Source organism: Microbacterium shaanxiense (assembly GCF_054779995.1).
The window spans coordinates 26,193-40,751 of record NZ_BAAGXE010000005.1 but is presented as its reverse complement, the minus strand read 5'-3'; the positions used below and the strand labels follow the sequence as shown (position 1 = coordinate 40,751).

The 14,559-nt window shown below is 69.1% G+C and carries 12 protein-coding genes and 1 pseudogene; 1 reads left to right on the top strand and 12 read right to left on the bottom strand.

What is annotated here, in order from left to right:
- Positions 1-33 precede the first annotated feature (33 nt).
- From ACYVG2_RS16475 to ACYVG2_RS16460, 4 genes and pseudogenes are all read right to left on the bottom strand, one after another.
- Positions 34-1,320, bottom strand: coding sequence for an aspartate kinase (locus ACYVG2_RS16475; RefSeq protein ID WP_448967431.1), 1,287 nt, complete (start codon positions 1,318-1,320; stop codon positions 34-36).
- A gap of 92 nt (positions 1,321-1,412) precedes the next feature.
- Entirely contained in the window at positions 1,413-1,691 is a 279-nt protein-coding gene (locus ACYVG2_RS16470; RefSeq protein ID WP_460782119.1) for a helix-turn-helix domain-containing protein, read from the bottom strand.
- Between the two features lie 52 nt (positions 1,692-1,743).
- Positions 1,744-2,031: pseudogene (locus ACYVG2_RS16465) on the bottom strand (response regulator); the annotation flags it as partial.
- Complete coding sequence (locus tag ACYVG2_RS16460) at positions 2,028-3,275, bottom strand: sensor histidine kinase (RefSeq protein ID WP_460781989.1); 1,248 nt, start codon at positions 3,273-3,275, stop codon at positions 2,028-2,030. The pseudogene ACYVG2_RS16465 and the gene ACYVG2_RS16460, both read right to left, overlap by 4 nt.
- Positions 3,276-3,370: 95 nt before the next feature.
- Between ACYVG2_RS16460 and ACYVG2_RS16455 the strand changes: the two genes are divergently transcribed.
- Entirely contained in the window at positions 3,371-3,823 is a 453-nt protein-coding gene (locus ACYVG2_RS16455) for a DUF2871 domain-containing protein (protein WP_460781988.1), read from the top strand.
- Here ACYVG2_RS16455 and ACYVG2_RS16450 read toward each other — a convergent pair.
- From ACYVG2_RS16450 to pta, 8 genes are all read right to left on the bottom strand, one after another.
- Complete coding sequence (locus ACYVG2_RS16450) at positions 3,792-4,721, bottom strand: DMT family transporter (protein ID WP_460781987.1); 930 nt, start codon at positions 4,719-4,721, stop codon at positions 3,792-3,794. The two genes, ACYVG2_RS16455 and ACYVG2_RS16450, sit on opposite strands and share 32 nt — an antisense overlap.
- A gap of 40 nt (positions 4,722-4,761) precedes the next feature.
- On the bottom strand, positions 4,762-5,355 hold the full coding sequence (gene recR, locus ACYVG2_RS16445; protein ID WP_307358149.1) for a recombination mediator RecR: 594 nt from the start codon (positions 5,353-5,355) through the stop codon (positions 4,762-4,764).
- A complete protein-coding gene (locus ACYVG2_RS16440; protein WP_460781986.1) occupies positions 5,355-7,529 on the bottom strand; it encodes a DNA polymerase III subunit gamma and tau in 2,175 nt (724 codons plus the stop codon). Before ACYVG2_RS16440 ends, recR begins: the two co-directional genes overlap by 1 nt.
- On the bottom strand, positions 7,526-7,840 hold the full coding sequence (locus ACYVG2_RS16435; RefSeq protein ID WP_460781985.1) for a hypothetical protein: 315 nt from the start codon (positions 7,838-7,840) through the stop codon (positions 7,526-7,528). The genes ACYVG2_RS16440 and ACYVG2_RS16435 overlap by 4 nt, the downstream gene beginning before the upstream one ends.
- 13 nt (positions 7,841-7,853) lie before the next feature.
- Positions 7,854-10,337, bottom strand: a complete 2,484-nt coding sequence (locus ACYVG2_RS16430; protein ID WP_460781984.1) for a glycoside hydrolase family 65 protein — start codon at positions 10,335-10,337, stop codon at positions 7,854-7,856.
- Positions 10,334-11,095 (bottom strand): HAD family hydrolase, encoded by a 762-nt coding sequence (locus ACYVG2_RS16425; protein ID WP_460781983.1) that lies wholly within the window; start codon positions 11,093-11,095, stop codon positions 10,334-10,336. Before ACYVG2_RS16425 ends, ACYVG2_RS16430 begins: the two co-directional genes overlap by 4 nt.
- Positions 11,096-11,206: 111 nt before the next feature.
- Complete coding sequence (locus ACYVG2_RS16420) at positions 11,207-12,427, bottom strand: acetate/propionate family kinase (RefSeq protein ID WP_460781982.1); 1,221 nt, start codon at positions 12,425-12,427, stop codon at positions 11,207-11,209.
- The gene (pta, locus tag ACYVG2_RS16415) at positions 12,424-14,556 is read right to left on the bottom strand and encodes a phosphate acetyltransferase (protein WP_460781981.1); all 2,133 of its coding nucleotides are present in this window, start codon (positions 14,554-14,556) and stop codon (positions 12,424-12,426) included. Before pta ends, ACYVG2_RS16420 begins: the two co-directional genes overlap by 4 nt.
- Positions 14,557-14,559 lie beyond the last annotated feature (3 nt).

Sequence of the window (14,559 nt, the reverse complement as noted above, 5' to 3'; positions counted from 1 at the left end):
TCCTACGGGGTTTGGGCGAGTCTATCGCGGGTTTCAGCGGCCGGTGCCGGCGTGCACGACGGCCTCGTCCTCGCCGTCGAGACCGTATGCGGTGTGCACGATGCGGGCGGCGTCGGCGAGGTCGGAGCCACGCAGCACGACCGAGATGCGGATCTCGGAGGTGGAGATCATCTCGATGTTGATGCCGGCGGTCGACAGCGCCTCGAACAGGGTGGCCGAGACACCGGAGTGCACCCGCATGCCGGCGCCGACGACCGAGAGCTTGCCGATCTGGTCGTCGTGGATCAGGCTGTCGAAGCCCACATCGGACTGCTCGGCGGCGAGCGCCTTGAGCGCCGTGGACGCGTCGCCCTTGGGGAGCGTGAACGAGATGTCGGCACGGCCGGTGGCGGCTGCCGAGACGTTCTGCACGATCATGTCGACGTTCGCACCGGACTTCGCGACGATCTTGAAGATCTCGGCGGCCTTGCCAGGCACGTCCGGCACGCCGACGACGGTGATCTTGGCCTGCCCCAGCTCTGTCGCGACACCTGCGACGATCGGCTCTTCCATGGCTTCTCCCTCGGTTTCGCGGGGGTTCTTCATGCCCTCGCCCAGAACGTACGTGCCTTCGCTCGATGTGAACGTCGAGCGGGCGTGGATGAGCACGCCGTGCCGGCGTGCGAACTCGACCGCGCGGATGTAGAGCACCTTGGCGCCGTTGGCCGCGAGCTCCAGCATCTCCTCGCTGGAGACGTGATCGAGCTTCTGCGCACGCGGTATGACCCTAGGGTCGGCGGTGTAGATGCCGTCGACGTCGCTGTAGATCTCGCAGACGTCCGCGTCGAGCGCGGCGGCGAGCGCGACGGCCGTGGTGTCGGAGCCGCCACGGCCCAGCGTCGTGATGTCGCGGGTGTCGCGGTTGAACCCCTGGAACCCGGCGACGATCACGATCGCACCTTCGTCGAGCGCTTCGCGCAGCCGCACCGGCGTCACGTCGACGATGCGTGCGGAGCCGTGGTGGTCGTCGGTGATCATGCCGGCCTGGCTGCCGGTGAACGAGCGCGCGTCGAATCCCATCGAGTGGATCGCCATCGCCAGCAGCGCCATCGAGATGCGCTCCCCGCTGCTGAGCAGCATGTCCATCTCGCGCGGCGCGGGGATCGGGGCGACCTCGTTCGCCAGCTCGAGCAGCTCGTCCGTGGTGTCGCCCATCGCGCTCACCGCGACGACCACGTCGTTGCCCGCGCGTCGCGCGTCGACGATGCGCTTGGCGACGCGTTTGATGCTCTCGGCGTCGGCGACGGAGGAGCCGCCGTACTTCTGCACAATGAGGGCCAACGTACTCTCCCTGGGATCTCGGGCGGATCCGCCCACGGCCATTGTACTTTCGACGCGTATTCCGCTCCGCGTATGTGACGCTCGCGCAGTCTTCAGAGCAGGCCGAGCCGCCGAGCCTCGCTGGCCGCAGCGGTGCGGCTGGCGACTCCCAGCTTCTCCAGCAGGTGCACGATGTGGGTCTTGACGGTGGATTCGGAGATGTACAGTCGCGAGGCGATCTCCTTGTTCGCTGCACCCTCGTCGACCAGCATCAGCACGTCCCGCTCGCGTTCGGTGAGCGTCACGCGGGGCGCGCGCAGCGCGGCGATCAGGCGTTCGTCGCCGCCCGGCGTGAGCACCATCGCCCCCTGCTGCCGCGTCGATGATCGCACGCGCGATCGTGTCGTTGTCGACGTCCTTGAGCAGATAGCCGGCCGCACCGGCCTCGAGTGCACGGATGATCTGCGCATCGTGGTCGAAGGTCGTGAGGATCAGCACGGCAGGAGGATCCGGCATCCGTCGCAGCGCCGCGGTGGTCTCGACGCCGTCGATGCCGGCCCCCAGGCGCAGATCGCACAGCACGACGTCAGGATGCAGCCCCGGTGTCAGCGCGAGCGCCTCCTCGCCGGTCGAGGTCTCCCCGACGACGCGGAATCCCCTCGCCTCGATGATCGAGCGCAGTCCGGCACGGACGACCGGATGGTCATCGACCAGCAGCACACGCACGCTCATGGCCGGCTCTCCCCTGATGCCGGCGATGCGGAACCCGGCGCCCCGGTGCCAGACACCGCCGGCGCCGTCACCGCCTGTACCGTCGTCAGCGGCACCGTCGCGACGAGCGATGTGCCCTCGCCCGGAGCGGAGCGTACTTCGAGTTCGCCGGCGAACTCGCGCAACCGCGATCGCATCGCGGCGAGGCCGTACGACGATCCGCCCGGTGCTGCGGCGGGCTCTGAGAATCCGACGCCGTCGTCCGTGACGGACAATCGTGCAGACGGTCCGGCCATCGACAGTTCGACGCCGACCGTGCCGGCTCGCGCGTGCCGGCGCACGTTCGCGAGCGCCGACTGCGCGACGCGCAGGAACACCACCTCGACCGGCGTCGGAAGATCGGGGAGCGCAGGATCCACCGCGAACGAGACCTCGATCCCTGTGTCTGCGCGCAGCGCCTGCAGCATCCGCTCGATCGCCGCGGTGAGTGCCGATCCCTCCAGTTCGGCCGGCGCGAGGGCCGCGACGATCCGGCGCAGGTCGGTCAGCGAATGCTGGGCGAGGGATTCGATCTGCGGCATCCGTCCCGCATCCGCACTGCGCGCGAGCAGGACCATCGAGCTGAGCTCCTGTGCGATGGTGTCGTGCAGATCGCGGGCGAGCCTGGTGCGCTCCTGCGTCGCACCGGCCTCGCGCTGGGTGTGCGCGAGCTCCTCCTGGAGTGCCGCCATCTCGTCACGAGCGCGCACCAGCGATGCGATGAGGCGGTCGCGCTCGACGGCGTCTCGCAGCAGCGCGTCGTAGCCGAGCGAGATCGCGAGCGCGAACCCGCCGCCGAGCAGCGGACCGGCGATGTGCGCGAACGAGACCGGCGCCTGATGCAGGATCGGCGCGAGGATGGCCGCGGCGAGCACGGGCGCTGCGAAGGCGACCGATGCCCACGCACGCAGCAGATGCCCGGCGAGCAGCAGCAGCGGGAAGGACAACCAGACGAACTCGGCCGAAACCGCGAGCATCACGACCCAGATGATCCCGAGTCCGAACAGCCACCAGCGGGAGAGACGTCCACGCGCGAAGGCGGCGCCGGCTCCGTACCAGGCCAGGAACACACCGGGGAGCAGCAGCGCGAGAAGCAGCGGCGCGTCGACGGCCGCGGCGCGGAAGGCGGTGACGACGGCGAGCAGCACGGTGATCAGATGCAGGGCGAAGCGCGCGGAGCGCAGCATCCGCCCCCGCGTGGGGTCGGTGGCCGCTGGCTCTGACATGTTCCGATTCTCCCTCTTCCGCGCTCCGAACGCCCGGCGGCGAGATCGATCATTCGATGGATCCCGTCGGCAGAGGCGAAGATCAGGCTGGAGCCATGACTCACGACACCGTCTCCCGCACCGCTTCACGTTCCGCCCAGCTCCTGCTTCTGCGCACGATCGCCGTCTACACCGTGGCGGGCCTCGCCGCCGGACTCTTCTACCGCGAGTTCACGAAGGCCAACGGCCACCCAGAGGGGTTGATGGGCCAGTTGGGACTCGCTCACACGCACATCCTCACGCTCGGCTTCATCGTCCTGTTGATCGTGCTCGCGCTCGAGAAGGTGTTCGCCCTATCGGCGAGCAGACTGTTCCGCTGGTTCTTCTGGATCTACAACGCCGGCGTCGTGCTGACCTCGGCGATGCTGGTGTGGCACGGGATGCTGCAGGTACAGGAGCTGGAATCGTCGAAGATGATCGCCGGGATCGCCGGAGTGGGGCACATGCTCGTCGGCGCCGGGCTGGTCCTGCTGCTGCTCAGCCTGCGGACGGCGATCCGTCGGGCATGACGGGAGGGCGGGTGCGAAGGCGCCCGCCCGTTGCAGCGAACCAGCATCCGGCGAGGATCACGGGGAATCCGATCAGCAGTCCCGGCGTGATCGGCTCCGCGAGCACGATCGCACCGAGCACGATCGCGACGACGGGGTTGATGTACGTGAACAGCGGCGCGCGCACCGGTCCGACCTCGCGGATGAGTGCGAAGAAGGCGATGAACGCGACGGCCGTGCAGACGACTCCGAGGAGGACCAGCGACACGGTGGAGCGGATCGTCGGCACCTCGTGCTGGGTCAGGAGCGCGGCGGGCAGATAGCCGAGGCCGATCGCGAACAGGGCGAGTGTGATGGTGCCGATCGAGGGGACGTCCGCGAGCTTGTGCGCGATGATGAACGGCGCGATGGCGTACAGCAGCGCCGTGAGCAGGATCTCACCGATCGCGAAGACGCTGGCCTGCCCCTGCGGGAACAAGCCGGGGCCCGCTACGACGATGCCGACGCCGATGAAGCCGAGCAGGAGTCCGCCGAGGCGCACAGGGGCGAGCACGGTGCGGTCACCCCGCATGAGGGCGATGATGACGGCGAACAGCGGCACGGTCGCCACCAGGAGTCCGGTGAGCCCCGAGGGCAACTGCGTCTCGGCATGGCTGAGCAGCAGGAACGGCCCTGCCATCTCGACCAGACCGAAGGCTAGCACCCATGGCCAGCGCTTCCATGCCGCCTTCAGCGCGCCGCTGCGGATCGCGAAGGGCAGCAGGACGAGTCCACCAAGAAGCGTACGACCGGCGACGACGGCGGGCGGTGTGAAGGAGTGCACCGCCTCCTTGATGAAGAGGTAGGTGATGCCCCAGACGAAGGCCATGATCGCGAAGAGGATCCATCCTCTGCGTGTGAAGCCTCCGCGAGCGTTCATCCGGCCGCTGCCGCGGTGATGCCGGCGACGGGCAGGATGATCACAATGTCCGCCGGCCTTCGAAGGCGCGACCGAGGGTGACCTCGTCGGCGTACTCGAGGTCGCCGCCCACTGGCAGCCCCGACGCCAGTCGCGACACGGTGATCTGCATCGTGGTCAGCAGTCTGCTGAGATAACTGGCTGTCGCCTCACCCTCGAGGTTCGGGTTCGTCGCAAGGATGACCTCCTGAACCGTGCCGTCCGCGAGACGCGACATCAACTGCGTGATGCGCAGGTCATCGGGTCCGACGCCTGCGATCGGACTGATCGCCCCGCCGAGCACATGGTAGAGCCCGCGGAACTCCCTGGTGCGCTCGATGGCCGAGACGTCCTTGGCGTCTTCCACCACGCAGATCAGCGCAGGATTGCGGCGCGGATCGCGGCAGATCGCACACCGGTCCTGCTCGGAGACGTTGCCGCAGATCTCGCAGAACCGCACCCGCTCGCGCACGTCGGTGAGGAGCTCGGCGAGGCGGGCGACGTCGAACGTCGGCGTCTGGAGGATGTGGAACGTGATGCGCTGCGCCGACTTCGGGCCGATGCCGGGAAGGCGCCCGAACTCGTCGATGAGCTCCTGAACGATGCCGTCGTACATCAGGCGAACCTCGTCGGCGGCTCATAGGGCTCTTCCCGCACGAACGTCGCACCGAGCACCTGGCGGATCACGGCCTCGCCGTAACGCTGCACACCGCCGGCGGCGGCGGAACGCTCGGTCACGACGGGTGCGGAGCGCGGCGGTGCGGACTGCTGCGCCGGTCGCTGCGGCGCGGATTGCTGCGGGATGGTCGGCGGCTCGTAGGGCGGCTCGTCGTCGTCGGCGGGCGCATCCTCGTCATCCGGCAGAGGCGGCACATCGTCATCGACCGCTCCGTCCTGCGGCGGCTGGGGAGCGGACCCCGCAGACTCGACTTCAGCGGGTTCGTCGTCGACGGGGAACTGCGGCTGCGGAGTCGCCGGCGTCGGAGCGGAGCTGGGGATCGCGGCGACGGCCCATTCCGTCACGGATGCGGTCGCGGATGCGGATGCGGCAGGCTTCTGCGGCGGCGCCGTGCGCACCGGCGTCGGAGCAGCCGACTCGGCGAGCGCCGCCGGCGGCAGAGGCTTGGGGAGGTACTTCACCCGAACGCCGAGCTCCTGCTCGATCGCGGTGCGCAGATGGTCGGACGGGCCTGGGCCAGGTGTCGAACCCTTGAAGGACTTGACGTCCTGCTGACTCGCGAATCCGAGCGTGAGCACCTCGGACTCGGCCACGTAGTCGAGCGGCTGCACGGTCGTGACCACCAACCATGCCGTGCGGCTGGCACCCTCGAGCCGCTTCAGGATCGCCGGCCACGACGCGCGGATGCGATCGAAGTCGACCGGGCCCGACGTCACGACCGGACCAGACGTCGGGGCAGGCGCATCCGCCTGAGCGGGAGCGGGTTCCGGCGCAGGCGACGCGACCGGCTCGACCGCAGGGACCTCGACAGGCGCGGAGGCCTCCGCCGGAGTCTCCGGAGCAGTCGCCGCCGCCGGAGCCGGCGCAGACGTCTCCTCGACCCGAGTTGGTGCCGGTTCAGGCACGGCGACCGCGGCAGGAGCAGCCGGCGCAGCAGCTGCCGGCGCAGGAGCGGTAGGCGCGGGAGCCGACGAGACGGCCCCAGGGACGGCGACCGCGGCAGCCCCCTCCCCCGCAGCGCTCAGCACGCGAGCGATCATGAGCTCGAGATGCAACCGCGGCGACGTGGCCCCCGTCATGTCGTCGAGAGCGGCGCTCACGACGTCGGCGGTGCGCGAGAGGCGTGCGGATCCGAAGGCGGTGGCCTGCGCGCGCATGCGTGCGAGCTCGTCCTCAGCGAGGCCGCGCAACACGGCTCCCGCGCCTGCTCCGACCGCCGCGATCACGATGAGATCGCGCAGGCGCTCGAGCAGATCGTCGACGAAGCGACGCGGATCCTGACCGGTCTGGACGACCCGATCGATGGCGGGGAAGGCCGCAGCCGCGTCGCCGGCGGCGAGCGCATCGACGATCTCGTCCAACAGCGCGCCGTGCGTGTAGCCCAGCAGCGAGACCGCACGCTCGTACGCGACGGAGTCGCCGTCGGATCCGGCGATCAACTGGTCGAGCAGCGACAGCGTGTCTCTGGGCGAGCCGCCGCCGGCGCGCACCACGAGGGGAAGCACGCCTTGAGCGACCTGCACGCCCTCTTCGGCGCACAGCTTCTCGACGTACTCGAGCATGGCCGCCGGCGGCACGAGCCGGAACGGATAGTGGTGCGTGCGCGAACGGATGGTGCCGAGCACCTTGTCGGGCTCGGTCGTCGCGAAGATGAACTTCACGTGCGCCGGGGGCTCTTCCACGAGCTTGAGCAGCGCGTTGAAGCCCTGCGGGGTGACCATGTGCGCCTCATCGAGGATGAAGATCTTGAACCGGTCGCGGCTGGGTGCGAAGGTCGCCCTCTCGCGCAGGTCACGCGCGTCGTCGACGCCGTTGTGGCTGGCGGCGTCGATCTCGACGACATCGAGCGATCCGCCACCGGCGCGCGACAGCTCCACGCAGCTCGGGCAGGTGCCGCACGGGGTGTCTGTGGGGCCCTCGGCGCAGTTGAGGCAGCGAGCGAGGATGCGTGCTGACGTCGTCTTGCCGCAGCCACGGGGGCCGGAGAAGAGGTACGCGTGGCCGACGCGGTCGCTGCGCAGCGCAGTCATCAGCGGCTCGGTCACCTGGGACTGCCCGATCATCTCGCCGAAGTTCTCGGGCCGGTAGCGGCGGTACAGGGCTGTGGTCACCGGTCCAGCCTACGGCGTGCCGCCGACAGTGCGCTCGCTACGACCCATCGATGACGACCCGGCTCACGACAACGTGTCGAAGACCTCTCCGACGAACGCCGCGGCGGAGCCGCCGGCAGCGCGTCGCGCAGCACCGCACCATCAGCGGTCGGGGCGAAGCGGGGCCCAGGCGAGCGCGGAAGACGACGCGATCGCACACGTGCCATCCCGGCGAGCACGAGAAGGGCCGCAGCGGGGACGAGCACGAGCACGATGATGCTGAGAGTCAGGTTCGACATCCGTTCATCCTGCCCGACGAGCGCGTCGATCATTCGACGAGCGTGCTCAGTCCTCGAACACGTTGATCACCGGGATCGCGCTGGTCACCACCGGAACGGATGCGGAGATGCGGGTGCCGTCGTCCCTGCGCGCGTCCTCGAACTGCCCCAGTGTGGGACGCCCCCTCAGCACGGGCCCCTGATCGGCCAGTGCGACGACGACGTCCTCCGACTCGGTCACCGTGTACTCGGCGCCGCGCACGGTGAACGACACCGCCTCACCCGCCTCCGCGGCGACGCGCAGCTGATCACGGGTGACCGTGACCTTCAGCGCAGTGCCCTGCCACTGCAGCGAGTACGACAGCGAGGGCCAATCGACGGGCAGCCGCGGATCGAAGCTGAGCTCACCGGCGTGATCGCGCATGCCGCCGAAGCCGCACACCAGAGCGGTCCACACCCCGCCGGCCGACGCCACGTGCACGCCGTCCGATGCGTTGTGGTGCAGGTCTCCGAGATCGACGAACAGCGACTGCTCGAAGTACTCCCGTGCGAGGTCCTGGTAGCCGACCTCGGCGGCGAGGATCGACTGCACGACCGCCGACAGCGTCGAATCCCCCGTCGTCAGCGGGTCGTAGTACTGGAAGTCGGCGAGCTTCTCCTCGGGCGTGAAGTGGTTGCCCTGCAGGAACAGCGCCAGCACCACGTCGGCCTGCTTGAGCACCTGGAACCGGTAGATCACGAGCGGGTGGAAGTGCAGCAGCAGCGGACGCTGGTCATCCGGGGTGTGATCGAGATCCCACACCTCGCGTTCCAGGAACATCGCGTCCTGCGGATGGATGCCGAGGCTCTCGCTGAACGGGATGAACATCGCCTCCGCGGCGGTGTCCCACGCGTCGGGCTCTCCGGCATCCAGTCCGGTGCGTTCGACCAGTGCGTCGTACCCCCGCGGATCCTGGGCGGCGATCTCCCGCACCACGCGAGCCGCGTAGCGCAGGTTGTACCGCGCCATGACGTTGGTGAAGAGATTGTCATTGACGACCGTCGTGTACTCGTCCGGACCCGTCACACCGTGGATGTGGAAGGTCGCGTCGCCGTTCTGGCCGCGCCAGAAGCCGAGGGTCGCCCAGAGCCTCGCGGTGTCCACCGCGATGTCGACGCCCTCGCGGCACAGGAAGTCCACGTCGCCGGTGGCGCGCACGTACTTGCCCAGCGCGAAGCTGATGTCGGCGTTGATGTGGTACTGCGCGGTGCCGGCGGCATAGTACGCCGATGCCTCTTCACCGTTGATCGTGCGCCAGGGGAACAGCGCGCCCGCCTCGTTCAGCTGCGCCGCCCTGCGCCGAGCAGCGGGCAGCATGAGCACGCGCGCACGCAGGGCGTTCCTGGCCCACTGCGGCGTCGTGTACGTCAGGAACGGGAGCACGTAGATCTCGGTGTCCCAGAAGTAGTGGCCGCTGTAGCCGGACCCCGTCAGGCCCTTCGCCGGCACACCGGAGCCGTCGGCGCGCGCAGCAGCCTGGGCGAGCTGGAACAGGCACCACCTACTGGCCTGCTGCAGGTCGTCGTGGCCTTCGATCACGACATCCGAGCGCTTCCAGAATGCGTCGAGCCACTCCTTCTGCCTGCGGAACTGCTCGTCGATGCCTTCGATGCCCGCCCTGTCGAGCGAACGCCGGCAGCGATCGACGAGTTCGCGCGCCGGCACACCGCGTGACGTGTGATAGCTCACGAGCTTCGTGATGCGGATCGGCACGCCGCCCTTCGCCTGCACGCGGAAGACGTTCTTGGCGACGTCCTGCTCGACGAGCATGCGCGCGCTGTAGTCGTTGTCCGTCTCGATCACGTGGTCGGCGACGACCGCCACGGTCATCCCGGATTCGCTGGTCTGATACGACAGCGCCGAGCGGAGCCCGTCCTGCCAGTACTCCACCGGCTGCAGCACCCGCTCGGTGATCTTCTCGGTCTTGCGCGGATCGAAGCCCGCCTTCTTGGCCGCCTTAGGCGTGCCGCCGTAGACGCTGCCGCCGTCCTGGCGATTGAGCAGCTGGCAGCTGATCGTGACCGGCGCGTCCGAGTTCTCGACCGTCACCTCAAGACGCAGGATCGCCAGGTGACGCTCCTCGAAGCTGACCAGGCGCTCGTCGCGCATGCGGATGCGCTTGCCGGACGGCGTCTCCCAGACGAAGCTGCGCTCCACGATGCCGGTGCGCATGTCGAGAGTACGGGTGTAATCCCTGACCTCTGACTCCTCGAACGAGATCGGCTCGTCGTCGACGTAGACCCGCATGATCTTGGCATCGGGCGCGTTGACGATGGTCTGCCCCACTTCGGCGAAGCCGAACGCCTGCTCGGCGTGACGGATGCGCCACGTCTCGTGCAGACCGTTCAGGAACGTGCCGTGCTCGTGCGCGCCTCGACCCTCGATGTGGTTGCCGCGCAGGCCGAGGTAGCCGTTGCCCACGGCGAACAGCGTCTCGGAGACGCCGTCCTCCGCGTAGCGCGTCTCGGTCAGACGCCATGGGTCGACGGGGAATCGGTCGCGATCGATCATGCGGTCTCCGGGTTGTGGGCGGCTGATGCGCCGGGAAGCAGTCGGGCAAGGTCATCGACGATACAGGTCGCACCGGCGGCGCGCAGCGCTTCAGGACCCGCGCCCCTGTCGACGCCGACGACAGTGGCGAAACCCGCTGCGGAGGCCGAAGCGACGCCGGACACGGCGTCCTCCACCGCCGCGCTCGCGGCAGGATCGACGCCGAGCCGCTCGGCTCCGGCGCGGAACATGTCGGCGGCCGGCTTGGAGGTCAGCCCCTCGCGCGCGGCGACGGTGCCGTCCACGACGACCGTGAAGAAATCGCGGATGCCCGCAGTCGAGAGCACCTCTTCAGCGTTGGACGAGCTGGAGACGACGCCCATGGGGATGCCGGTGCCACGCAGCGCCTCCAGCAGCGCGAGCGAACCGGGGAACGGTGAGACTCCACCGCTGCGCAGCGCAGCGGCGAACGCGGCGTTCTTGCGGTTGCCGATGCCGCACACGGTCTGCGCATCGGCCGGATCGCTCGGATCGCCCCATGCGAGTTCGACGTTGCGGCTGCGCAACAGGCTCGCCACGCCGTCGTAGCGACGCTTGCCGTCGACGTAGGCGAAGTAGTCGGAGTCGTCGTAGGCGGGCGTGATGCCCCATTGGACGAAGACCTCGTCGAACACCGCCTGCCAGGCGCGCATGTGCACCTCTGCGGTCGGCGTCAGCACACCGTCGAGATCGAACAGGATGCCTTCGGCGAGGCTGAGGTCTGGCAGAGATTCGGGCATGCGGGCCTCCAGGGTTTCACGCGAAGGGACCGGCACCTCACTGTGCCACCCAGCCAGCGTAGTGGCGCGGGGTTCACGGGCATAACCCCCTTCGGAGCCGCGTCGCAGGGCTCAGACCAGGCTCAGGGTCTGCCGCGCGATCTCGAGCTCCTCGTCCGTCGGGACGACGAGCACGGACACCGAGGATGCGTCGGTGGAGATGCGGCGGATGCCGTGGCCGCGGGCCTCATTGCGCTCCGGGTCGATCTCGATTCCGAGGAAACCGAGGGTCGCGAGCGCCTCGGCGCGCACCCGCGCCGCGTTCTCGCCGACACCCGCGGTGAACGAGATGACATCCACGCCGCCGAGCTGAGCGATGTACGCGCCGGCATACGCGCGCAGTCGATGGATGTACACGTCGAACGCCAGTGCGTCCGCCTCCTCGCCCGCATCGACGCCAGCGAGGATGTCGCGCATGTCGCTGTGCCCGGCGAGCCCCTTCAACCCGCTGCGCGTGTTCAGCAGCGTGTCGATCTCCTCGATCGAATAGTCGGCGACGCGGGCGACGTGCACCAGCACCGCGGGATCGAGGTCACCGGAGCGCGTGCCCATGACCAGGCCCTCGAGCGGGGTGAATCCCATCGAGGTCTCGACAGAGCGGCCGCCGTCGATGGCGGTGACCGACGCCCCGTTGCCCAGGTGGAAGACCAGCTGACGGAGCGAGGAGAGGTCGCGCTCGACGAAGGCCGCGGCCTGCTCGCTGACGTACTTGTGACTCGTGCCGTGGAACCCGTAGCGACGGATGCGGTGCTTCTCGGCGAACGCCGCATCGATCGCGTATGTGTACGCCGCCGGCTCGAGCGTCTGATGGAACGCGGTGTCGAAGACCGCGACGTGCGGCACGTCCCGGAACACGGCGCGTGCGGCCCGGATGCCGGCGAGGTTCGCCGGGTTGTGCAGCGGCGCGAGCACTTCGAGCTCACCGATCGACTGCTCCACGGCATCCGTCACGAGCGTCGGCTCGAAGAATCGCGCGCCGCCGTGCACGACGCGATGTCCCACGGCCACCGGCGGATGATCGGCGAGGACGGGGCCGTGCGTCTCGAACTGCTCGAGCATCACGGCGAACGCCTCGTCATGGTCGGCGATCGTCCGTTCGCTCTTCCTGGTGGCGTCGAGCACGGTCGGCGCCGGTTCCCCGTCGTCGAGGCGTCGGACGGTGTGCGAGATCGCACCGCCGTCCTGGCCGATGCGTTCGATGAGCCCTTCGCCGAGCGGCGCCTCGCGGTCCATGTCGATCAGGCTGTACTTCAGCGACGAGGAGCCGCTGTTGATGATGAGGACGACGCTCACCGTGCCACCCCCGCAGGATGCGCGACGCCCTGCGCCTGGATCGCCGTGATGGCGACCGTGTTGACGATGTCGTCGACCAGCGCCCCGCGCGAGAGGTCGTTGATCGGCTTGTTCAGCCCCTGCAGCACCGGGCCGATCGCGACGGCTCCCGCCGAGCGCTGCACGGCCTTGTACGTGTTGTTGCCGGTGTTCAGGTCGGGGAACACGAACACGGTCGCGCGCCCGGCGACCGCCGAGTCCGGCATCTTGGCCTTCGCCACGGCGGCGTCCGCCGCGGCGTCGTACTGGATGGGCCCGTCGACGGGAAGCTCTGGCGCGCGTTCGCGGACCAGAGCCGTGGCCTCTCGCACCTTCTCGACGTCGGCCCCGGTCCCGGATTCCCCGGTCGAGTACGACAGCATGGCGACGCGCGGCTCGATGCCGAACTGCTGCGCGGTCTCAGCAGAGGAGATCGCGATGTCGGCGAGTTGAGTGCTGGTGGGATCGGGGATCACAGCGCAGTCGCCGTAGACGAGCACGCGGTCGGCGAGAGCCATCAGGAAGACGCTGGAGACCACCTCCACGCCAGGACGCGTCTTGATGATCTCGAACGACGGCCGGATGGTGTGCGCCGTGGTGTGGGTCGCACCGGAGACCATGCCGTCGGCGAGGCCGAGATGCACCATCAGAGTGCCGAAGTACGACACATCGGTGACGGTGTCCGCGGCCTGCGACACTGTGACGCCCTTGTGCGCACGCAGGCGCGCGTATTCCTCGGCGAACTGCTCGACGTACTGCGGATCGGTGGGGCTGATGATCTGGGCTGCGCCGATGTCGATGCCGAGCTCGGTGGCGCGGGCGCGGATCTCGCTCTCGTCGCCGAGGATCGTCAGGTCGGCGACGTCACGGGCGATCAGACTCGATGCGGCGCGGAGGATGCGGTCGTCCTCGCCCTCCGGCAGCACGATGCGCTTGCGATCCGCACTCGCGCGCTCAATGAGGCCGTACTCGAACATCAGCGGCGTCACCACGTGCGCCTCGGCGAGTCCGAGCTGCGTCGCGAGCTCGGCGATGTCGACGTGGGTCTGGAAGAGCCCGAGCGCACGGTCGTAGCGGTGCCGCGAGTCGGCGGCCAGCCGTCCGCGAGCGCCCATCACCCGCACGGCGGTGTCGTACGTGCCGTGGTCGGTGGCGATGATCGGAACCGTCGAGGCCAGGCCGCCGAGCAGTCGCTCGATCGACTCGGGCAGCGGGAAGGGCCCGTTCAGGATGATCCCCGCGATCGACGGGAACGTGCCTGCCGCATCCGCCATCAACGTCGCGAGCAGAACCTCGGTGCGATCAGCGGGGATGACGACGACGGCGTCCTGAGTGAGGCGGGGCAGCACGTTGACCATCGACATGCCCGCCACCACCACGTCCAGCGCTTCGCGAGTGAGCAGGTCGGGATCGCCCTTGATGAGCCGTCCGTCGACGGCCGCGAGGATGCCGCGTATCGACGGCGCGACGAGTGTGCGGTCCTCGGGGATGGCCCAGACCGGCGTGTGCTCGGCCTGCGCAGTGCGCACGGCGTCGACGCTCGGCTGCAGGGCGTCCGGATCGGCGCGATTGACGATGACGGCGAACAGCTCTGCCCGCTCGTCATGCAGTTCGGCGAGCGCGAGCGCGGCGATCTGGCCGACCGCGTCGGCCGTACGCGCGGTCGACGTGCCGAGCTGTTCACCGCCGCCCTGCTGGTCGCGGCCGCTCAGCACGAGCAGCACGGGGGCACCGAGGTTCGCGGCGATGCGGGCGTTGTAGCCGAGCTCGGCAGGACTGGCCACGTCGGTGTAGTCGCTGCCGATCACGACCACGGCGTCGCACTGCGCCTCCACGGCCTTGAACCTGGACACGATGGTCGCCAGCGCCCGATCGGGGTCGTCGCGCACGTCGTCGTAGGTCACCCCGAGGCTGTCGTCGTAGTCGAGATGCACGCCGTCGTGCGCGAGCAGGAGCTCGAGCACGTAGTCGGGCTCAGCGGAGGACCGCGCGATCGGCCGGAAGACACCCACCCTCGGCGTCACGCGCATGAGCGCGTCGAGCACGCCCAGTGCGATGGTGGACTTGCCTGTGTGCCCCTCGGCCGAGGTGATGTAGATGCTCCGCGCCACGGT

Excerpts from the sequence above, each read along its gene's own strand:
- ACYVG2_RS16430 (WP_460781984.1), bottom strand. The coding sequence starts at position 10,337 with ATGATCGATCGCGACCGATTCCCCGTCGACCCATGGCGTCTGACCGAG.
- ACYVG2_RS16455 (WP_460781988.1), top strand. The coding sequence starts at position 3,371 with ATGACTCACGACACCGTCTCCCGCACCGCTTCACGTTCCGCCCAGCTC.
- recR (WP_307358149.1), bottom strand. The coding sequence starts at position 5,355 with ATGTACGACGGCATCGTTCAGGAGCTCATCGACGAGTTCGGGCGCCTT.
- ACYVG2_RS16425 (WP_460781983.1), bottom strand. The coding sequence starts at position 11,095 with ATGCCCGAATCTCTGCCAGACCTCAGCCTCGCCGAAGGCATCCTGTTC.
- ACYVG2_RS16435 (WP_460781985.1), bottom strand. The coding sequence starts at position 7,840 with ATGATCGACGCGCTCGTCGGGCAGGATGAACGGATGTCGAACCTGACT.
- ACYVG2_RS16450 (WP_460781987.1), bottom strand. The coding sequence starts at position 4,721 with ATGAACGCTCGCGGAGGCTTCACACGCAGAGGATGGATCCTCTTCGCG.
- ACYVG2_RS16460 (WP_460781989.1), bottom strand. The coding sequence starts at position 3,275 with ATGTCAGAGCCAGCGGCCACCGACCCCACGCGGGGGCGGATGCTGCGC.